Annotated in this window: 23 protein-coding genes; 2 read left to right on the top strand and 21 right to left on the bottom strand. The window is 59.8% G+C overall.

Features of this window, described 5'->3' with window-relative positions; translation table 11 throughout:
- Nucleotides 1-27: 27 nt before the first annotated feature.
- The 17 genes from VE009_RS03430 to VE009_RS03350 form a co-directional block, all read right to left on the bottom strand.
- Nucleotides 28-1,611: a PucR family transcriptional regulator gene (locus tag VE009_RS03430; RefSeq protein ID WP_325005998.1), complete on the bottom strand. Its 1,584-nt coding sequence runs from the start codon at nucleotides 1,609-1,611 to the stop codon at nucleotides 28-30.
- Between the two features lie 299 nt (nucleotides 1,612-1,910).
- Complete coding sequence (gene dgoD, locus VE009_RS03425; protein WP_325005997.1) at nucleotides 1,911-3,059, bottom strand: galactonate dehydratase; 1,149 nt, start codon at nucleotides 3,057-3,059, stop codon at nucleotides 1,911-1,913.
- 123 nt (nucleotides 3,060-3,182) lie between these two features.
- A complete protein-coding gene (locus VE009_RS03420; protein ID WP_325006179.1) occupies nucleotides 3,183-3,842 on the bottom strand; it encodes an MgtC/SapB family protein in 660 nt (219 codons plus the stop codon).
- 66 nt (nucleotides 3,843-3,908) lie between these two features.
- On the bottom strand, nucleotides 3,909-5,759 hold the full coding sequence (locus VE009_RS03415) for a diguanylate cyclase (RefSeq protein ID WP_325005996.1): 1,851 nt from the start codon (nucleotides 5,757-5,759) through the stop codon (nucleotides 3,909-3,911).
- Nucleotides 5,760-6,338: 579 nt separating this feature from the next.
- A complete protein-coding gene (locus VE009_RS03410; RefSeq protein WP_325005995.1) occupies nucleotides 6,339-6,920 on the bottom strand; it encodes a DUF5317 domain-containing protein in 582 nt (193 codons plus the stop codon).
- A 249-nt stretch (nucleotides 6,921-7,169) separates the two neighbouring features.
- Entirely contained in the window at nucleotides 7,170-7,931 is a 762-nt protein-coding gene (locus VE009_RS03405) for a sugar phosphate isomerase/epimerase (RefSeq protein WP_325005994.1), read from the bottom strand.
- 149 nt (nucleotides 7,932-8,080) lie between these two features.
- Complete coding sequence (gene corA, locus VE009_RS03400) at nucleotides 8,081-9,031, bottom strand: magnesium/cobalt transporter CorA (protein WP_325005993.1); 951 nt, start codon at nucleotides 9,029-9,031, stop codon at nucleotides 8,081-8,083.
- A gap of 15 nt (nucleotides 9,032-9,046) precedes the next feature.
- Nucleotides 9,047-10,738 (bottom strand): ATP-binding protein, encoded by a 1,692-nt coding sequence (locus tag VE009_RS03395; protein WP_325005992.1) that lies wholly within the window; start codon nucleotides 10,736-10,738, stop codon nucleotides 9,047-9,049.
- An 81-nt stretch (nucleotides 10,739-10,819) separates the two neighbouring features.
- On the bottom strand, nucleotides 10,820-10,993 hold the full coding sequence (locus VE009_RS03390; RefSeq protein ID WP_325005991.1) for a hypothetical protein: 174 nt from the start codon (nucleotides 10,991-10,993) through the stop codon (nucleotides 10,820-10,822).
- Nucleotides 10,990-12,285, bottom strand: a complete 1,296-nt coding sequence (locus VE009_RS03385) for a Ger(x)C family spore germination protein (protein ID WP_325005990.1) — start codon at nucleotides 12,283-12,285, stop codon at nucleotides 10,990-10,992. The genes VE009_RS03390 and VE009_RS03385 overlap by 4 nt, the downstream gene beginning before the upstream one ends.
- A complete protein-coding gene (locus VE009_RS03380) occupies nucleotides 12,191-13,318 on the bottom strand; it encodes a GerAB/ArcD/ProY family transporter (RefSeq protein WP_325005989.1) in 1,128 nt (375 codons plus the stop codon). The genes VE009_RS03385 and VE009_RS03380 overlap by 95 nt, the downstream gene beginning before the upstream one ends.
- On the bottom strand, nucleotides 13,315-14,997 hold the full coding sequence (locus tag VE009_RS03375; protein WP_325005988.1) for a spore germination protein: 1,683 nt from the start codon (nucleotides 14,995-14,997) through the stop codon (nucleotides 13,315-13,317). Before VE009_RS03375 ends, VE009_RS03380 begins: the two co-directional genes overlap by 4 nt.
- Nucleotides 14,998-15,032: 35 nt before the next feature.
- Nucleotides 15,033-15,461, bottom strand: coding sequence for a spore germination protein GerPE (locus VE009_RS03370; RefSeq protein WP_325005987.1), 429 nt, complete (start codon nucleotides 15,459-15,461; stop codon nucleotides 15,033-15,035).
- Nucleotides 15,458-15,661: a spore gernimation protein GerPD gene (locus VE009_RS03365; RefSeq protein WP_414694766.1), complete on the bottom strand. Its 204-nt coding sequence runs from the start codon at nucleotides 15,659-15,661 to the stop codon at nucleotides 15,458-15,460. The genes VE009_RS03370 and VE009_RS03365 overlap by 4 nt, the downstream gene beginning before the upstream one ends.
- 6 nt (nucleotides 15,662-15,667) lie before the next feature.
- Nucleotides 15,668-16,294, bottom strand: coding sequence for a spore germination protein GerPC (gene gerPC, locus VE009_RS03360; protein ID WP_325005986.1), 627 nt, complete (start codon nucleotides 16,292-16,294; stop codon nucleotides 15,668-15,670).
- 60 nt (nucleotides 16,295-16,354) lie between these two features.
- A complete protein-coding gene (locus VE009_RS03355) occupies nucleotides 16,355-16,561 on the bottom strand; it encodes a spore germination protein GerPB (RefSeq protein ID WP_325005985.1) in 207 nt (68 codons plus the stop codon).
- Nucleotides 16,558-16,794, bottom strand: a complete 237-nt coding sequence (locus VE009_RS03350) for a spore germination protein (RefSeq protein WP_325005984.1) — start codon at nucleotides 16,792-16,794, stop codon at nucleotides 16,558-16,560. Before VE009_RS03350 ends, VE009_RS03355 begins: the two co-directional genes overlap by 4 nt.
- Nucleotides 16,795-16,943: 149 nt before the next feature.
- On the opposite strand from VE009_RS03350, the gene VE009_RS03345 reads away from it, so the two are divergent.
- A complete protein-coding gene (locus VE009_RS03345) occupies nucleotides 16,944-17,414 on the top strand; it encodes an Hsp20/alpha crystallin family protein (protein ID WP_325005983.1) in 471 nt (156 codons plus the stop codon).
- Between the two features lie 29 nt (nucleotides 17,415-17,443).
- On the opposite strand, the gene nadX is transcribed toward VE009_RS03345, so the two are convergent.
- The gene (gene nadX / locus VE009_RS03340; RefSeq protein ID WP_325005982.1) at nucleotides 17,444-18,256 is read right to left on the bottom strand and encodes an aspartate dehydrogenase; all 813 of its coding nucleotides are present in this window, start codon (nucleotides 18,254-18,256) and stop codon (nucleotides 17,444-17,446) included.
- A 131-nt stretch (nucleotides 18,257-18,387) separates the two neighbouring features.
- Between nadX and VE009_RS03335 the strand changes: the two genes are divergently transcribed.
- Nucleotides 18,388-18,723: a 2Fe-2S iron-sulfur cluster binding domain-containing protein gene (locus VE009_RS03335; RefSeq protein WP_325005981.1), complete on the top strand. Its 336-nt coding sequence runs from the start codon at nucleotides 18,388-18,390 to the stop codon at nucleotides 18,721-18,723.
- 361 nt (nucleotides 18,724-19,084) lie between these two features.
- Here VE009_RS03335 and VE009_RS03330 read toward each other — a convergent pair whose 3' ends face one another.
- From VE009_RS03330 to VE009_RS03320, 3 genes are read right to left on the bottom strand one after another with little or no spacing between them, the layout of a single operon-like run.
- On the bottom strand, nucleotides 19,085-19,387 hold the full coding sequence (locus VE009_RS03330; RefSeq protein ID WP_325005980.1) for a hypothetical protein: 303 nt from the start codon (nucleotides 19,385-19,387) through the stop codon (nucleotides 19,085-19,087).
- 24 nt (nucleotides 19,388-19,411) lie between these two features.
- Nucleotides 19,412-19,699: a 2Fe-2S iron-sulfur cluster-binding protein gene (locus tag VE009_RS03325; protein ID WP_325005979.1), complete on the bottom strand. Its 288-nt coding sequence runs from the start codon at nucleotides 19,697-19,699 to the stop codon at nucleotides 19,412-19,414.
- A 55-nt stretch (nucleotides 19,700-19,754) separates the two neighbouring features.
- Nucleotides 19,755-20,435 (bottom strand): GntR family transcriptional regulator, encoded by a 681-nt coding sequence (locus VE009_RS03320; RefSeq protein WP_325005978.1) that lies wholly within the window; start codon nucleotides 20,433-20,435, stop codon nucleotides 19,755-19,757.
- Nucleotides 20,436-20,454 lie beyond the last annotated feature (19 nt).

Here is a 20,454-nt window from a genome sequence, read left to right as displayed (position 1 = left end):
TATTCCTGCGCCGATGTTCGATACGCCTTAACGCTCTTCGGCCAGCAGCTTTCGGAACATGAACGCCAGCTTCAACCGCAGCAAATCGTTCATCCGCTTTAAATCGACGTCCAGCAGCTCGCTCAGCTTCTCGATCCGGTACGTCGCCGTATTCCGGTGAATGTACAACCGCTTCGCCGTCTCGTTCATCTGCCCGTCGCATTCGATATATACCTCGAGCGTCCGCAGCATCTCCTGCGCGTAGTCCGGGTCTTTCGCGAGCAGCTCGCCCAAGATGGCGCTCAAATACGTCTCCATGCGCGGCTTCGAAACGTCCTCGAACAGGAACGTCAGCTCCATCGTTCGGTACGAGACGACCGGCTCCCGTACGCCCCAGCGGCGCGCCGTCGCCAGCGTCTCCCGCGCCTCGGCGAACGCCTCGCGCAGCTGGGCCGGCCGCCGCTTCCGCTCGCTGATAGCCGCCTTCGGCGCCGGCTCCCCCGGGCGCGCCATGCCGTTCAGGCAGCCCGCCAGCAGCGCCGGCAGCTCGCCCGCCTCCGTCCGGTCGTCCGGAAAGACGGACAGCAGCCCCTCCTCCAGCGCGACATGCACCCCTTGCAGCTCGTACAGCGCCGGCCGGCCGACGTACTCCTCCTTCAGCTGCCGCAGCTTCGATTGCCGCGACGCCGCGTCGCCGTCCGGCACGTCGGTCAGCACGCAGCGGTACGCGCCGTCGAACAAGCCGATGCCGATTTTGCCTGCGTATTCGACCAGTTCCTCGACCGATAAGCCGTTCTGCAGATGCCGCTTCACGAACACGCCGAAATCGTTGTGCAGCGACCGCTCATAATAATCTTGGAAATTCGCGTTCATATGGAATGAGATCAGCTCCGCCGCCTGCACGTACAGCGCTTCTTCCGCGGCGAGCCTCACCCCGTCTTCGACGAAGAACACGACGCTGCCGCCGCTTTGGTCCCGCCGCGTCAGCGGCACGCGGCAGCCCTGCCAGCCTTCGCCTCGCACCCGCGAGCGCGCGTTCGCCGGCCGAAGTTCGATCTGCGCCAGCTCCCGATCCGTCGCCGCGCCGTTGTTGAACAGCGCTTGCCCTCGCGCATTCAGGACGGCGATGCCGCATCCGACCAGCTCCGAGACGGCTTCGAACAGCTGCCCGATCGGGTCGGTCTGCAGCGCGAACCGCATCAGCCGGCGCTGCTTCTCCATGACGGAGCGGAGCATCTCCGTGCTGCGTTCCATCTCCGCTCGGAACAGGGCGTTCATTTGATCGGAAAACGTAAACTGATAAGGGAGCTCGATGAGCGGAAATCCGAGCGCGTCCGCCTCCGCGATCAGCTCGTCGGGTACCGCGCTCCAAAACCGCCCCAATTTGATGCCGAGCCCCGACGAGCCGCGGCCGTTCAGCTTTCGCAGCAGTCGAAAGGCATCCGAAGGGTGATCCTTGATCAAGTACGCGGTCGTGAACACCATTTCCCCTTCTTTGATCCAGTCCGATATATCCGGCGCGTCCATGACGTTAATCGATCGTACCAGCCGATGTTTTCCGGCCGAGCCGGCGATCAGCTTCCCTTCCGACAGCGGGTAGACGGACAACGCTTGCTCAACGGTGAATTCCATGCCGACGCCCCCTTTACAAACCCCTAAATAGAGATGTAACGAATGATTACATAAGAAACCCCAAAATACTGCACCTACTGCTAAAAATGAATTTACGACAAATTATATGTCAATTTTTATAACTCGACAATCCGGTTTTCATGAAATTGTTGATCGAAATCGCATACAATACATAAATTTCACAATCCAAACATTCTTTTGTGTTAAGTTATATTACATATCCACCTTTTTCCCATGACCCGTTTTACGCAAAAAAAGCTCCGCTCCCGCAGGAGCGAAGCTTGCGCCTTTTATCGTTCTTACCATTCCGCGAGCGAACCGTCGGCGTTACGCCAAACCGGATTTCGCCATCGGTGCCCGATCGCAGCCATTTCGCGTACCTTCGCCTCGTTCACCTCGATGCCGAGACCCGGACCTTCCAGACGCGCGACGTAACCGTTTTCATATGCAAACACGCTTTTATCCTCCACATAGTCCAGCAAATCCGAGCCTTGATTATAGTGAATGCCCAGGCTCTGCTCCTGAATGAACGCGTTCGGCGTGCAGAAATCGAGCTGCAGCGAAGCGGCGAGAGCGATCGGCCCGAGCGGGCAGTGCGGCGCGACCGCCACGTCGTACGCTTCGGCCATCGCGGCGATTTTGCGCACCTCCCAGATGCCCCCCGCGTGGCTGAGATCCGGCTGGATGATGTCGACCCCGCCCGACGCCAGCAGCCGTTTGAAATCCCACCTCGTGTACATCCGCTCCCCCGTCGCGATCGGCACCGTCGTCATCCTCGCCAGCTCGAGGAGCGCTTCGTTGTTTTCCGGCAGCACCGGCTCCTCGATAAACATCGGCTTGAACGGCTCCAGCTCCTTGATGAGCGCCTTCGCCATGCCCTTATGCACCCGGCCGTGGAAATCGATGCCGATGCCGATGTCGTACCCGACAGCGTCCCGTACCGCGGCGATGTTGGCTACGGCTTGTTCGATTTTCGCGTTCGAATCGATCCATTCCATCTCCGCCGTCCCGTTCATTTTCACCGCCGTATAGCCGGCCTCCGCCTTCTCCTTCGCCGCCGCGGCGGTTTCCGCCGGCCGGTCGCCGCCGATCCACGCGTACACGCGCATTTTGTCGCGGACGGCCCCTCCAAGGAGCTCGTACGCCGGCACGCCGAACCGTTTCCCTTTGATGTCCCAAAGCGCCTGCTCGATGCCGGAAATCGCGCTCGTCAACACCGGACCTCCGCGGTAAAACCCGCCCCGGTAAAGCACCTGCCAAATGTCCTCGATTCGGCCCGCATCTCTGCCGACCAAATAGTCGGCCATCTCCTCGACGGCCGCCCGCACCGTCGCCGCTTTCCCTTCGACGATCGGCTCTCCCCAGCCGACCAGCCCGTCGTCCGTCGTCACCTTCAGGAACAACCAGCGCGGCGGCACCGCGAACAATTCCATGCTTCGAATTTTCATCAACTTCGTCCTCCTCTCCTCACTTACCCCTACTATACTGCAAACGGTTCCATTTTTGCTCGGAAAATTCAAGCCGCGAACAAAAAAAGCTCGGCGATTTCGCCGAGCCCCGTTCCGTCCCGCTCACAACGACCGGACGTCCAGTCTGCATACATGATCCAGTCCGCGTATCGTTTGGAAAATTTCCGCGATCGCGCTGTGCTCATGCACCTGCACCCGCAGCTCGACCCGGAACGTCTGGTCGTCGAGCTCCGTCATTTTCGTCGCTTTGATTTTCATGTCGTGCCGCGCCATTGCTTGCTTCAGGTCGTTGTAATGGTTCACGTCCTTCACGATGAACGCCACGTGCACTTCTTTCGACGTGAGCGCCTCCGGTCCCCAGCGGCGCAGCACGTACGGAATCAGCTCGACGCCGATCAGCATGAACAGCAGCGCGAAGCCCGCTTCCCAATAATAACCGGCGCCGACCGCGATGCCGAGCCCCGAGGCGCCCCAAATCATCGCGGCCGTCGTCAGCCCGCTGATCACGTCGTCGTGGCGCTTCAGAATGACGCCCGCGCCGATAAAGCCGATGCCGGAAACGATTTGGGCGGCGAGCCGGAGCGGATCCATCATCATATGTTCGTTCTTCGGAAAATCATAAGCCGCGTGGATCGATACGATCGTCAAGAGACAGCTGCTGACCGCGAGCACCAGACACGTCTTAAGTCCCAGCGGCTTCTTCTTCAATTCCCGGTCAATGCCGATAATGAGCCCGAACAGCGCGGAAATGCCGAGCTTCATGACGACGACGCTCACTCGACCACCCTCCTTTCCTCTTCTTTATTATGTATTCCGCAGCCTCCCGAATTATCCCGCGGCGTGGCCCGGCTCCGGCTCGTCCGCGGACAAGAGTCTGCCACGGCGCTTCAGCACGCCGATGAACGCCTCCACCAACTCCGGATCGAACTGCGTGCCCGAGAAGGCGCGCAGCTCGGCGATCGCCTCTTCGAACGTCTTCGTCCGTTGGTACGGGCGCTCCGTCGTCATGGCGTCGAACGAATCGATGACGCACAGCGCCCGCGCCAGCCTCGGGATTTCCTCCCCCTTCAGCCCCCGCGGGTAGCCGGAGCCGTCGTACCGTTCGTGGTGAAGCTCGATCAACGGCAGCAGCGGTCGGAACCGCTCGTTCGTCGCCGCGATCTCTTTGCCCCAAATGACGTGCTTTTTCACCATTTCCCACTCTTCATCGGTCAGCTTGCCTTTTTTATTCAAGACGTCGCGCGGAATTTCGAGCTTGCCGATGTCGTGGATGAGCGCTCCGAGAACGAACGTGCGCCGCTCCGTTTCGGACAGCTGCAGCGCGTCGCTCAGCTCCATCGCGTAGCGGAACACCCGTTTGCTGTGCTGGAACGTGTAGATGTCTTTCGACAAGAAAATGTTCACCTGCTGCTCGATTTCGCGCAAATCCTGCTCGATGTCGATCGTCCGCTGCAGCGCCGAATCTTCCCGGAATACGTGCACCGTGTTTTTCCCTTGCGCTTTGGCGTAATACATCGCTTGGTCGGCCCGGTCGACGAGCTGATGCCTGTCGTACACGTCCTTCGTATATTCGACGACGCCCGCCGAGAACGACAAGCAGCCGTGCGGGAACAGCTCGACGCCCTCGAAATACGTATCGTTGATCGTCTTTCGCACTTTGTTCATCACTTCGTGCGCTTCGTGGACGGAGAGCCCGCGCATAATGACCGCGAACTCTTCCCCGCCGTACCGAGCGACGAGATGCTCATCGAGAAGCGTCTGCAGCTGCTTCCCGAAAAATTCGAGCAGCTGATCTCCTTTCAAATGGCCGTAGGCGTCGTTATACCGTTTGAAATCGTCGATGTCGAGCAGCGCCAGCGCAAAACGCCCCCCGTCCGCGCGGCCGCCGCGCAGCGCCTCTTCAAGCGCCTCTTCGAAATAACCGTGATTGTATAACCCCGTCCGCTGATCCCGTATCGCCCGCTCCGAAATAGAGGAGTACAAATCGAACAACAAGATGAACGAGTTGGAGATGAGCATCGCGATGATCATGAACAAGAACAACCCGAACATGTGGGTCGACTGCATCAGCACCGTGAGCACCAACGACAGGAGCAGCGTACTCACGTAAGCTAAGAAGGACTCTTTGAAAATGTCGTTGACGACCGAGAAAAACGATTGGGCGACGAACAGCACATGGTATCCGCCGATGATGACGGTGTTCGCGCCGAAATACGCGATCATGCAGATAAAGTATGTATGCAGCTGCTCGATTTCGAGAAATCCGGTTTCGCCTCCGACCCAATCGAATACGTACGAGGCGATGATCGTAATGATGACGTACATCCATAGGTTGGCGGCATGCTTCCACAAAGCCGTCTTTCGTTTGGCGAACATGAGGATCAAATGGCTGATGATGACGACGTACAGCGCCATTTGGAGCCCGTAGACGAATAAGGCGGCCAAAATGACCGCGGAGTCCATCGATTGCCTCGTCCCGTTCGGAGGCAGGCGGAATACGAAAAAATTGAGAGCGAGGACCGATCCGGTCAGCGCGTACAACGTCACCCACTGGTTCAACGTGCGTGCCGGAAATTCCATATGAAACAACCATAGAAGAAAGCCTGCGGCATAAAGCGTTCCAAGATACAAATTTTTCGGTTCTTTCAACAGAGCAATGGAATGCGCCGCCGTTTTCAACTTTATCCCCCCGCTCGAATCGCGCATTTCCCACATTATACACAAATCGACATAAAAACTATAGATAGGGAACGACAAAAAGGCCGGACCCCTCTTGGGTTCCGACCTGTCTCACGCGTCAGGCTGCGTTCGGTTTAGCCCCACTTCCAAGCGGACGTCAGGGCGACGATAACGGAAGAGACGATGACTGCGTTCACGATCAGTTTGCCGAATTGGATGCCTTCGAATTTTTTCATTCGGAATCGCTCCTTTCTCTTACGGATATTGTTGGACGTTCGATTTAGCCCCACTTCCAAGCGGACGTCAAGGCGACGATAACGGAAGAGACGATGACTGCGTTCACGATCAATTTGCCGAATTGGATACCCTCGAACTTTTTCATTCGAAATTCCTCCTATTCATATAAATCAAGATCGAACGATTGCCGTTCGGTTTAGCCCCACTTCCAAGCGGACGTTAAAGCTACGATGACGGAAGAGACGATAGCCAAGTTCACCAACAGCTTGCCGAATTGGATGCCTTCTGCTTTTTTCATCATACATTCCTCCTATCTTTGTTAATTTATGTAAAATTATGGAGTTACGCAGTTACTCTGCCGCCCGTCTCGACGCCCGGCTCCGACATGAGCTTGTACAAGAAAACGACGGCCCCGACGCTCATGACGATGTCGCCGATGCTGACGACCATCTCTCTCGGATACGGCGAAACGATCGGGATGATGTCTCCCAAAAACGGCAATCTCGTCGACTCCGTCAGCGCCGCATGCTTGTACATCACTTCGCTGCTCTGGAGCGCGTCGACGTAATACTGGCCGAGCATGGCCGATGCCTCTAACGAGACCGGCATAATGCCGCCGTTGACGGCCATGACCAAGAAATTGAGAAACACGCCTACGAAAATCGTCTTAAAACCTGGATATTTATGGTTTAAACCTATGAACAACAAACCGATAACATAGATAAGCATGATTGAGATGCCGGTATATTGCTGCAGCGCTGCGTATCTCTCTTGAAAGTAGAACAGCACGATCTGGAACACTAGCAGCAGCGGGAAAATCCATCCTGCAACAAGTTTCAGCTGGGACAGTTTCCGCAGCGCTCCGAAAAAGCCTCCTCGGATCAGTCCCACGATCAATCCGATCACGATTCCGTCGTATACCATGGCGTCTCTCCGCTCATCGTTGGCTGGTTAGTGATTTCAATATATCATAGATATATTGGCCTGTCTACTAGTTTATCTCAAAAATGTCAAAAAAATTTAATTTCATAGATTCGTTTAACGCGATAAGCCGGCGCAGGATTTGCAATTCGCAAACCCCCTAATAAAACAAAAAGAAGCAGCCTTAGAGCTGCTTCGCCACGTTTCGCGCGATCTCCTCTTTTCTATTGTCGAACGTTCCGGCCTTCCGACCTATTTCAAGCCGTTCCGCTTCAGCCAGTCCATGCTGGTCGCGACGCTCTCGAGCGGCGGTCGTTGGCAGACGTCCTGCTCGACGATCAGCCATTCGCTGCCCGCTTCCCGCGCCGCGTTCGCGATGGCCCCCAAATCGACCTCGCCATTGCCCAGCTCCACGGTGATCGCCTTGCCGTCCTCGCCGCGCGCCATGTCCTTGAAATGGACGAGCGGAATGCGGCCGCTGTATTTGCGAATATATTCCGTCGGGTCGATGCCCGCGTTGTGGACCCAGCAGGCGTCCAGCTCGACCTGCGCGGTCGGCGCGGCGTCGAAGATCGCGTCCAGCAGACGCTTGCCGAAGGCGCTCCGCTCGAGCTCGAAAGAATGGTTATGGTAGCCGAAGACAAGCCCTCGTTCCGCGCATCGGCGGGATATCGCTTCCAGCTCCGCGGTCGTTGCGGCCAGCGCTTCTTCGGTGGCGTACTTTTCCTCCGGCAGCCATGGCACGATGAGGTATTTGCTGCCGAGCGTCAGGTTGAACTCGATTTCCTCGTCTCCCGCTTCGAGCATGCGGGCGATCGACACGTGGCTGCCCAGCGACTTCAGACCCAGCCGATCGAGCTCCGCGCGCAGCGACTGCGCGTCCATCCCGCCGTAGCCCGCGAATTCGACGCCCTCGTACCCGATTTCCGCCACTTGGCGAAGCGTTCCGAGGAAGTCCTGCGACGTCTCGTTCCGCAGCGTATACATTTGCAATCCGATTGACAATTTCGTCATTCGCCGTTCACCCCTGCATCTTTGGTTTGATCACGTTTTTACTGTACCCGCGCGCGATCGACTCGTACATAGCCAATATCGCCCGAACATGAACTATCGGGCTTTCTTTTCGTCGCCGAGATACGTACAGCGGAGCGGATTACGAACCGTCAATCGAACCAGCCTTTGCGCTTGAACCACCAAAACATCGATCCGCCCGTCAGCGTCATGACGGCGAGCACCGCGAAGTAGCCGCCCTTCGCTTCCAGCTCGGGCATGTATTTGAAGTTCATGCCATAGATTCCCGCTAGAAACGTCAGCGGCATGAAAATCGTCGTGATGACGGTCAGCGTCTTCATGATTCGGTTCATGCGGTTCGCCTGCATCGATACGTAGCTGTCGCGAATATCGGCCGTCATGTCCCGGTTCGATTCGATCATTTCCGACAATTTCAGCAGATGGTCGTGCACGTCCGCGAAATACGCGCGGTACTCCGCCATGCCTTGGATGCGTTCCGTATTCACTACCCGGTACAGCAGCTCCCGCATCGGGAACACGGTGCGGCGCAGCTGCAGCAGGTCGGACCGAAGGTCGAACAGCTCGTCCATCTTGCGGTCGGTGACGTCGGAGGTGCGGCGCTGATCCAGATCGAACAAGGCGTCCTCGATGCGGTACACGGCCGGAAAATAATAGTCGACGACTTTGTCGACGACCGTATGCAACGCGTACAGCGGCCCTTTCCGCGACGACTCCGCGTGGCCGAGCCACTTAGCGAAGGCGTCTTCCAGCTCTGGGCAAGGCTCTAGATGAAACGTGACCAAATACCGCTCCGATACGAACAAATCGAGCTCTTTCGTTTCCAGCGTCTCCGGATGCAGCGTATGCAGCACGAAAAAGTGTACGTCGTCGTAATGGTCCAGCTTCGGGCGCTGCAGCAGCTGCAAGCAATCCTCGATGGCGAGCGGATGAAACCGGAAGCGCGTCTCGAGCAGCGCGATTTCCTCCGCCGTCGGGCGGTCGAAATCGACCCAGTACCACGACACGTCGGCTTCGTCCAGCCGGTCGATCGGCGCGTCGCGCAGCAATTCGCCGGACGTCGTCACGGCGATCGTTCTCAGCATGAAGCGGCTCCCTTCCTACACGGGCAGGCGGTCCGAAAGCGGCAGCCGAATCGTGAACGTCGTGCCGAAGCCCACTTTGCTCCTTACGGAGATGTACCCGCCGTGCTCGTTGATGATTTTCTGGCTGATGGAAAGCCCGAGTCCCGTTCCCTTCGACTTCGTGGAGAAGAACGGCTGGAACAGGCGAACCAAATTATCGTCCGAAATGCCGATGCCGGTGTCCGTCACGTCCACGAGTCCGTATTCCCCTCTCGGATAGACGCTGATGGACAGCGTGCCGCTCGATTCCGCCATCGCGTCGATCGCGTTGCGGATCAGGTTGACGAGCACCTGCACGATTTTGTCCTTCTCGACGAACGCGTACAGCGGCTGCTCCTCGGCCTCGATATGCAGCTGGTGCCCGTACTTCGTAATTTCCGACTCCGTCAACTGAACGGCCGCGAGCACGCAGTCTTGAATCGACAGCTTCATCGGCTTCAGCGCCGTCGGCTTCGAAAATTGCAAAAACTCGGCCGTCAGATCGCTCATCCGTTTGATTTCGTGCATGATGATGTCGTAATATTCGGCGACGTTGTATCCGTTCTGCTTCGACACTTGCAGAAACCCTTTCACGGTCGTCAGCGGATTGCGGATTTCGTGCGCCATGCCCGCGGCCAGTTCGCCGACCGCGCTCAGCCGCTCGTTGTGCAGCCAGTGCGCTTCGCGTTCGAGCCACAACAGCCGCTTCGCTTCCAGCATCCGCTTTTGGACGAGCGTGATGAACGTGCTCGGGTCCTGCTCCTCGTCCGGATAGACGGCGTACCCGTAGGCGAGCCGGATGTCCGCGAGCTCCGGAATATGCGTCTCGAGCGAATCGGCGAGTCTTCCGGCGACGTCGGCCGGGGCCGGAATGACGACGGCGAATTCGTCGGAGCCGAAGCGGCCGAGCAGCAGGGCGTCGGAGAAAAACGTCCGCAGCAAATTCGCCACCCGCTGCAGCGTCCCGTCGACGGTATGAAAGCCTTGTTCGGTGTTCAGCGATTTCACGTCGTCGCAGTCGATCAAGATGAAGCAAACGCGCCGCCCCTCCATCAGAAGCGACTGCAGCCGCGCTTGGAACGTTTGGAAATTGAGCAGGCCGGTCAGCAGGTCGTGCTGCGTTAAGTATGTATATTCCGTCATAAGCGCCGAGCGGGTCCGATCCCACCGCAGGAACGAATCGGCCCCCCACATCGCGCCGACGTGGCAAGCGGCGAACAGCAGCGCCGTGCCCCAACCGGCGCCGTAGCCGCCGTCCGCCAGCCACGCGGTCGCGAACGGGGCCGCCGTCGACAGCGCCGTCACGGCCGCCCAGGCGGCGCGGCGGCGCATCCGATAGACGACGGCGGCGGAAGCGGCGCCGACCAATATCGTCTCCGCCGCTTCGGCGAACCCGCCCCCGGACGCGGCCATGAACAGCGCCGCGATCGCCGCCGCCCAGCCCGTCGAGCGGGCCGTGCCGTGCAGCGCCCCGAGCGCGATCGGCGTCAAATGGAAACAAAGAAGCCGGCCGTGCTCTTCGTTCCCGTGGAACGCGAACAAGAACACGGCGGCCGCTCCGAACTGAAGTCCGTATAATGCATGCGAATACCAAGGAGAGTTTTCCTGCGGCGGCTTCCGAAACAACAATGTGCCGACGTACAATGCGGACAGCAGCAATGACGCGTTGATTACTAGTTCTCGTACCACGGTGCACCACCCTAACGGAGAATAGAGGGTCTCAAAAATGTATTCGCTTTATTTGCAGCAATTTCCTTCTCCGTTCGCAGATTACCTTGAGATTATCAAAAACACGAAAGCCGCCGCGTTCAGCAGCGCGAGTACGCAGGCGCCGAGCAGACCCGGCCGTCCTTCCATACGCATCGAGAGGCCGAAGCCGAGCGTATGGGCGACGATGAGGCCGAGCAGCGCGCCAAGCCCGACGATTTGCAGCAGCGAGTTCATGCGCCGTCCCCCTTGACGGTGTCCAGCTGCTTGCCCGTCCGCCGAATGTGCGTCACCACTTCGACGGCGACCTTCGCCCGCGGATACCGCTCCTCCCAGCGAACACCGTTCCAGCAGCCGTCCGTCATGCAGCGGAGTCGACCGACCCGATAAAACCGGAAGATATCGCCCTTAAGCTCCCGCTGCGATTTGTCGACGACCCGCTCGATCGTTTCCTGAAGCCGCCGGCTGACGGTGCGTTCCAACTTCCGGATGCGATCCTCCGACGTGACGGATTCGCGGTTGTTCTGCTGCCCCGCCAGATCGACATCGAGGCGCAGGCGCACCTTGATGCGAATCGGGTCGGCGAACGGATTCACGGTCACGTCGGGCCGCTCCTGCTGCCGCGCCTGCATCGACACGACGCGCCCCTCCTCGTCGGGATCGGCGACGAACAAGTTGAATTGCTCGACTCTCCCTTGGAGCAGCTGCATCATGCGCGTCTCCCGCCCCGTCAGCGTGCCGACGAGCTTCTGGCCGCGGTAGACGGCCGAGCCGAGAAACTGCACCCGGTTGGCCGCGTCAATGCGCAGCTCCCCGGCCGTCAAATCGGTCAGGTCGAACGGCTGCCCCTCCCCGTCGATATCCTCTTCCTGCACCGCCGCCAGCATCGTCACCGCAGTCCGGTTCGAGCTTTCGGTATCGACGATAAAGTCGTGCAGCTGCGTATCCGGCACGAGCCCCGACGCGGCCGCCGTTTGGGAAATCAGCTCGTAAAACCGGTACGGCGCCTTCTCGAGCTGCGGCTTGTTCGCTCTCATAAACTCCTCCGCTTTGCCTTTCACCGTAACGAGGACGATATCCCGGCGAAAATCGCGCTCCCGGACGAGCGAGTCCAGCCTCATGAGCACGTCCCCGTTCCTCGCGAACGCTTCGGACACGACGAGCACCTTCGCCTGCACGAGCGTCAGCGCCCGGCTCGTCCCGACGTTGATCAAATTGCGGGAAGTAAACAGCGAAGGCGCCTCCAGCGAAATGATTTCCGACGCGTCCTCCGCGCTAGTGGCGGCTTCTCTGCTCGAAAAGTTTCTCGGCTTCGAAATTTGGTACGTGACGCGTATCGTTCCTTCGTCCTCCCCTTCGTCGATGCCGACGACGGTCACGAACGCGTACTCCTCGAGCTCCCGGCTGTCCCAGCAGCCGCTCAACGCCGCGGCGCTAAGCAGGAGCGTCAGCGCCGCCGCCAGCGCCTTCCCGCTCCTCCGGAACGCCGCGGAACCAGGACGCGATCCACGCGCAGAAGAACGTGCCATATATCACCAAGCCTCCCAGTTGAATCAGGTACCGGTCCTTCCACAAAATCGTTTCGTAAAAATACTGCGGCAGCAGCGCCAGCATGAAAAACAGCGACGCCGTCGGCAGCAGCATCGGCCGGAACCGCTTCACGCCGAACAGCTGGGCGAAGAGAAAATTCGCAAGGTACAATTCTAGAGCAATTTGCGTGAACGCGATCAGCAGCCAAATCGCCGAGTAGACGCCTTCAAGATGCTGGATGAACCGATTGATGTAAATCATGCGGGACAGCTCCAAGAACGGAAACGCGACGCTTTCGGCTCCTGGGCTCCCCAGAACGAGCTGCATGACCGCAATGACGAACGTCGTCGCCGCGATCGCGTACACGGTGCCGCTCAGCAGCCCCTTTTCAAAATCCTCCGTCTTCCGGACGAACAGCGCGAGCACCGGCAGCGCGAACGACTCCCCGAAATACAGCGCGTGGCGGAGACCTTCCCAGCCGATCTTGACGAGACCCGGTCCGAACCATGGCGCGAAATTGTAAAAGACGTAGCGGTTCGCGACGAGCGCGGCGACCGAAAATACGGCGGCGAACAGCCACGGCAGCAAAATGCGGCAGACGCGTCCCAGCGTCTCGACCCCTTTGTACGCGAGATACAAGGAGACGACCAGCGTCGCCGCCATCAGCACGGAGACGGGCGTCTGCGGCAAGGTTACGATTTTCGCCTGGTCCACGAGCAGCCGCAGATTGAGGAAGCCGTTGGCGCCGAACCCGAGCCACAGCGCGAACGCGAAGCCTCTCGCGAACAACCGTCCGGAGCGTTTCTCGACGACGTCGAGCAGGCCGAGCCCCGGATACGGCCGCATGAACCGGAAGACGACGAAGAGCAGCGCGAGGTTGACGGCGCCCGCCGTCAGCGACAGCAGCCAAGCCGCTTCCCGACCGTACTCGGTCAGGATAACCGGGGAAGGGTTCAGCATTTTGGCGCCCGTCGTGACGAGCGCGAACGCCGACCATTCTTTGTAGCCGATATATCCGTCCTTTACGATCACGGCGAGCGCTCCTCCCAGACGTTCTTCCATTTCCGGATGGCGCCGATCGCCCGCCTCTTCTTCTGCGGCCTTGTGAATTGTCCGTACGCCGTTTGCTTCCACAGCGAGCTTCGGAAAATATAGTCCCGGTTCGCTTCCATCTCGGGGTAAAGCGGGGCCAAAAACGGCACGCCGAACGATTGCAGGGACGCCATATGGCCGAGCATAATTACGACTCCGAGCGAAATGCCGAAAAAGCCGAGCGTCGCCCCGAGGATCAAAAACGAAAATCGGCCGAGCCGAATCGCGTACGACAAATCTTGATTCGGCACGGCGAACGAGCCGAGCCCGGTAATCGACACCAAAATGACGAGCAGCGGCGACACGAGGTTCGCCTGTACGGCCGCTTGTCCCAAAATGAGCGCGCCGACGATGCCGATCGTCGAGCCGATGACCGAAGGAATGCGTATGCCCGCTTCCCGAATCAGCTCGAAGGCGAGCTCCATCAGCAAAATTTCGACGAGCGTCGGAAACGGCAGCAGCTCGCGGTTTCCCGCGATATGGAACATCAGGTCGGTCGGCAGCATCTCCGGTTGGAAATTGACTAGAGAAATGTACACGCCGGGCGCGAACAAAGCGAAAAACGCCGCGAACAAGCGAATGAAGCGAATGAAATTCGCGTATGCCGGGCGCGTATAAATTTCTTCGGACGTATGGAACAGCGTCCAGAACGTCGTCGGACACAGCAGGGCGAACGGCGTGCCGCCCGCCAGTACGACGACGCCGCCGTCGATCAGCGAGCCGGCGGCGCGGTCCGGCCGCTCGGTCGCGGTCAGCGTCGGCAGCAGCGAGCTCGGCTTGTCCTCGATCAGCTGCTGCAGCACGAGCGCGTTCACTGGGTATTCCATCTCGATGCCGGTTAACCGCCGGCGCACCTCGCCTACCAGCTTCTCGTTCGCTACGTTACCGAGGTAGACGATCGCGGCTTTCGTCCGGTACATCCGTTCCAGCTCGATATATTCGGCGACCAAATGCTCGGAGCGGATCGTCTTGCGCAGCAGCGCGACGTTCGTCTCGATCGATTCGATGAACCCTTCGTGCGGGCCGCGGATGACGAGCTCCGTCTTGGCGTCGCCGACGGAACGGTGCTCGACCCGCGCCGCCGGCACGAGCAGCGCCCGCCGCTCCCCCGGCGCGAAGATCGCGGCGCTCCCATTCAATATCGCGCCGGCGACCTGTTCGTACGTCTCGGCATGCGACAGCGGCGACGTCTGCGCCGCGTACAGATGCAGATTGGACGGCGTCAACTTCTCCCTCGCCGCCGCCGCGGCCTTCAGCGGCCGAACGACCGTCTCGTCGATCTTCGTTTCGTCGGCCGCGCCCTGCAGATACGTAATGACGATGCCGAAGCTTTGTCCGGTGCCGGCGTTCAGCCGCAGGGCGCTCGTTTTGAAATCGCCGTTGCGCGGCGCGTGAAACATCGCCTCCATGGCTCGAACGTCCCGCTGCGGATCCCCGGTCAGCCGCGACGCCCCCGGCGCCGCCCCCGCCTGTTCGCTGCGGTCAGCCTCCTGCGGCTTCGGTCCCGGCGGGGCGCTTCGGCCGCCCATGCTGAAACGGTCCGTGCCGGAAGCCGGATCGGATAAGCCTCGGCGCAGCTGCTTCAGGAACGAATGCAGCACGGTTTTCCTTTTTTTCATGCTTCCGCCAACTTTGCGTTTTTGGATATCGTTCCCTAGATCGACGGCGTTCTATTCGTACGGCCGGGGACGCCGCCTTGCGCCGCGGCCGTCTCGGGCAGCAGCTGGCGAAACTGTTTCGTCCGCGCTTCGTTCGAGACGGAGCCGGTCGAACCGATCTGGACGACGGCGGTGTTCGATGCGGCGATGACCGCGACGCGGCCGACGCGAATCGCCCCGCCTTCGTTGACGATCCGCACCTCGGGCTCCTCCATCGCCTTCGGCGAAGGGATGGCGGCGCGAAACAGCGCGTACCGCTCGAAGCTGCCTTCGTCCCCTCGAAACACGGGGTATTCCCGCTTCACCGCGATCGCCCGCGATCGGTTGTCCGCCCGCTCGCCGTCGCCGATCAACAAAATACCCGAGTTCGAGAGGGTGTTCACGTAAAGGTCGCCGACGACGGACCAGCGCCGCGTTCGATTCACCGCTCCTCCGCCTCCTGCGGCGATTCCGGCGGCAGCGGCTGCAGCGGGCCGACGATGACGGATTCCGGCGGTGTATCGAATATCGACGAATTGCGGATCGTGCGGGCGTCGCCGACGAGCAGCACGGAAGCGCTCGCTACCCCCACGACGCGGATGGAGCCGACGGACAGCTCCCGGTTGACGACGGTCATTCGAATCATGCGGACTCATCCTCCTTGCCCGGACGGCGGCTTGCGTCCGGCGACGAATCGGCGGATGCCTTCTTCGACGTCGCGGATCGTGCGTTCCGCCACGGACCGTTCGAACCGTTCCGGCTCGCTGCCCGGGTCATGTGTAGAAATCTTCATATAGTGCGCGATGCGCGCATCCACTTGGGATTGCAAATCGCCGACCACGCGGTCGAGCTCCTCGGGCTCCAGGTCGTAATCGACCTCTTCGCACAAGCGGGCGAGCGTCGGCGGCACCGTTTCGTTAATGTACTGACGTACGCTTCTTTGAATGTTTAAAAAAGGAGACGGCATCGACGGCATGGCCGGAGATCCCGCGGCTGGCGGTCCCGCCGCCGGCGCCGGGCTTCCGCCCAGCGTCCAAATCGGCTCCCCCGAAGCGTCCTCGGGCCGGATGCCGATATGAAGCGTCCCCTGCAACGTATCGATTTTCAACTGGTCGAATCGATATTCGATTTTCTCCACGCCGGTCGGACGCTGCTTCAGCTCGTTCAATTCCCGCGACATTCGCTCCAGCTTCTCCTCCGCCTGCTGCAGCCTCTCCGCGAGCCGTGCCGTTTCGGCATACAGCCGATGAATCTGTTCCGTTACGCTCCAAGGGTCCACGCGCACTCCTCCTTCACTGTACATATGTATGCGCCAGTGAAAGAGGTTAATCGAGTTCGCTTACGGAGTCGGCGCCGGCAGCGGAACGACGAGCTCAGGCGATCCGCCGACGGGCTCGGGCGCCGGTCCCGTGAAGCCTCCGGTGTTGTACAAATTCGATAACGAGCTGATTTGCCCGGACGTGCCGATCTGGACGACCGACGAATTGGTGACGCTGTCGACGCGCAGCTGGTGGATGACGATGCTTTGGTGAATCGTCCAGTTCATGCCACGACTCCGCCTTGGCTGGTGGCGTTGTTCGAATCCGCCACATCCGGATCGAACGTGTTCGTGCTGCTGACCGCTTGCCTCGTGTTCGCAAGGTCGCCCGTTACGAACGAGCCGGCGCCGGCGAACGTTTTCGACGTGCTCTTCGGCGACATTTGATACGCGTCGCCGAAGTTGACGATCGAACTAGGCCCGACGGTGTTGATTTTTACGTTGCCTACAATCGATGGCATGGGTCGCCCCCTCCCTGCCGAAGTATGCCACATCATATGTGGGTTAACGCCCGGGTGTGCCTCCTTTATCCGGAAGGTCACCGCGGAGCCCAGCTTTCCATATACTGATACGACGTTGGGAATAACGAATTCGCGAAGGAGGGGCGGCCGTGGCCGACGAGCAGTGGAATCGAGGGTACTGGGATGCCTTCCGGCAATGGATGAACGAAGGATCGCCGTTCGAATTCGACGCGGCGAACGAAGACTTTCGCTGGATCACCGATTACGTGGACGGCGTCGTGAAGGATGCGCTGACCGCCGCCGGCGCCCGCGGCGCCAAACGGCCGCCCCGGCGTTCGGGACGGCCGTTGACGTATGAACTTTTCCAAACCCATCATCATTTGATCGTCCGCTTCCGCGTGCCCGAGCGGATTAAAGCCCGCCGCCTTCGCGTGTTCGCGGGCGTGCAGAAGCTTCGCATCGAAGGCTTGCCGGGGGACGCCGCGCAGACGGTCGATTTGCCGGCCTTCGTTTCGCCGTCCACATGCCGCGCCTTGTTCAAGGACGGCGTGTTGCAGGTCAAGCTGACGAAGCGCAAAATCAACGACCGGTTCGAAGAAGTATTTATCCGCTTCGAATAGCGGCGGGCGGCGGGCGGCGGGCGGCGGCCTTACGTGCCGACGACGAACGGGCTCGTTCGATCCTTCAAGTTTTTGACGACGCTCATGGCTACGATATAACCGGTTTTCGGATTGCGCTCTGACGGCGTATTGCTGATTTCCACCCGGACGCGCCCGAACAATCCCGAAGCGGTAATTTCGTGCGTATTGCGGGTCACCGTTGGATCGGCGTACACCTTCACCTTCGTCGCGTCGAAGCCTACGCCCGCCAGAGAGAGCGCCGCCGAGACGTTGACGCTTTCCGGAAACTTGACGGCGGCTTCCCGCGCGGGCCCCGCGAACGCCAGGAACGGTTCGGAGAGCGCCGCAAGGTCCACCTGCTTCTCCACGGCGGTGCCGTACCACGCCTTCGGCGGCTTGCGCGTCGTCAGCGTCACCTCGTCGATCGCGCCGACGCTTCCCGCCGCGATGCGGTCCAAGCCCCCGATCGCCGCGGAAGGAACGACGATTTTCCGGCCGGTTTCAACCGCCGCCACGGTGATTCGGCTTCGCAGCTCTTCGTCCGCGAGCGCTCCTACGCTGACGAGCATCAAGTCGGCTCCGCTCCGCAGCGCCATTTCCCCGTAAGCGCGGACCGCCCCGTGTCCGGCGCATTCCACGATCACGTCATGCTTCTTCGCGAAGAAAGTCTCCGGCGCCTCGACGAACGCGAACGGCGCTTCTCCTCCGCTCGCCTGAATGGCTTTCCGTTGATCTCTTACTAAAACGGACGTAACGACCGCCGCGCCCGCTTTCCCTTGGCGAATCGCCTCCGCCACGTCCTCGCCGATCGTTCCGTAGCCGATGATCCCGACCTGCAGCATGTTTGGCCCCGCCTTTCCGTAGTTGTTTCGGTAGACTGTTCTCTATCATCATAGCAAAAATATTGTATTTGGTATACCATATACAATGTCCCTGTGCTATAATCTAGCTAACCGATAGGGAGGGATGCCGAATGCCAACGCTGCGATTTGAAACCTCTGGGAAAGCGATCGAAGTCGACAAGGACGCCAACCTGCTCCGAACGTCCATTCGATACGAGGGGGCCGTTCCCTATAAGTGCGGAGGCGGGCTCTGCGGAACGTGCAAGGTGCGCATCGTGGAGGGCCGCGAATACGTGAGCAAGGTGATGAAAAAGGAAATCGACCGTCTCGGCCAAGAACGGATCGACCAAGGCTTCCGGCTCGCCTGCCAAACGTTCATCACCGGCGACGTCACGGTCGCTTGGGGCGAGAAAGATTTGGAGCGCTTGAACAATATCGCGCAGCGGCGCATCAACGCGGCGCAATGAACGAATCGCGAATCTCGGCGGCCACGTCCGGGGTTCGCGATTTTTGCATTTACGAGTGCGTGTTTTGCATTTTGCATTCATCCGCCTTGCGCCGCTGCCCGCCTCGACCGCACGCTTTTTGCGCTCTTTCCCGCCGACCGTACAAATGTTGTGCTGTCGCCGCAGACCGCCCCCGTCCCAGCCGACCGCCATCCCCCGTCCTTCCGCCGCTGCCCGCCTCGACCGCACGCTTTTTGCGCTCTTCCCCGCCGACCGCACCGATGTTGTGCTGTCGCCGCAGACCGCCCCCGTCCCGGCCAACAAAAAAGCGCAAACCGCGGTTCCCCGCAGCTTGCGCCTAGCCAAGGCGTGCCGGTCGACGTCAGCCGACCTTCACAACTTTGCTTTCTTCGTCGATATCCAGTTCGAAAATTTCCTTCTCGATCTCTTCGGTTGTCTCGAACTTCGGAAACACCTTGAGCGGAATGCTGTTGTCCGGGAACACCTCGTTCACGCCCTGAATCAAAATGCGCGCGCCATCGGTATCCTTGATGCGGCAAATCGTGAACGTCGTTTTCTTCTTCCCGAAAAAGTAGTATTCGTAGTCGGCCACCTTTTCGAGGCACGGGTTGTCGGTAACGGTCCGGTATCGTTCGGTCGTGGACAATAAAACGAATTCGCTCATTTCGGTCCCCTCCAGGTATCGAAATTAAAAATCCTGCGTGATCACCAAATCCTCCGATATGTAGAGCTGGCACGCGAGCCGAAATCCGTCGTTCAGCCGCTCGCCCAGCATCTTCTGCTCTTTCCAATTCGGCTCCGGCAGGCCTTGAGCGCCGGACAGCACTTTGATCGTACATTTGGTGCACTTGCCCATTCCGCAGCCGTACTTGAGGTGGGGAAACTTTTTGATTCCGGCCAGCACCACCAGGTTGCTGTTCGCGTTCACCTCTTGCTGAATCACTTGTCCGTTCTGGTGCAGCGTGATCTGCGGCATCGAACCACCTCCGTCTCCGGCCCGAACCCGGACGACCTCCGGTCCCCGCGTTCGGTTATTGCTTGCTCAAGGCTTCCAAATACGCTTTCTTGGCGTTTTCCAAATGAATTTTCGTAAGGCTCTCCGCGAGATCCGGCTCGCCGTCGCGCACCGCCTTCGCGAGGTCGCGATGCTCCTCGATCGCCTTGCGCAGCCGCCCGGGCAGCTCGTACCCGACATTCGCGAAGGCGCGAATGTAGTCGGACAAGCTGTCGAGCATTTGGGTCAGGCGCGGGCTGCGCGCCGCCCGACAGACGACGTCGTGCACGACGAAGTGAACCATCCGATGCTCTTCGCCGATTTCCGGCGCCGCCAGCACGGCGTCCAGCTCCCCGATGAGCCGAGTCAGCTCCTCCCGCTCCGCCGCTTCCGCCTTCTGCGCGGCCAGCTTCATCGTGAGGCTTTCGAGAGAGGCGAGGATGGTGAAAATTTCGACGATTTCCTCCGGCGACAGCTTCGAAACGACGACGCCTTTGCGCGGAATCGTTTTCACGAAGCCCTGCGACTCCAACCGAAACAACGCTTCCCGGATCGGCGTGCGGCTCACGTTCAACTGATCCGCCAGCTCCCGCTCGATAATGCGCTCTCCCGACTTGTAAACGCCTTGCACGATCGCTTGTTTGATATATTGGTACACTTTGTCGCGGATCGGACTAAGTTCCTCGTCCCTCCATACGACTTGCTGCGAATCCGGCATCTGGTATACCCCCGAATGA

Source organism: Paenibacillus sp., from assembly GCF_035645195.1.
GTDB lineage: Bacteria > Bacillota > Bacilli > Paenibacillales > YIM-B00363 > Paenibacillus_AE.
Note: the sequence above shows the minus strand (reverse complement) of the source record. Positions and strands in the feature narration are given on the sequence as shown.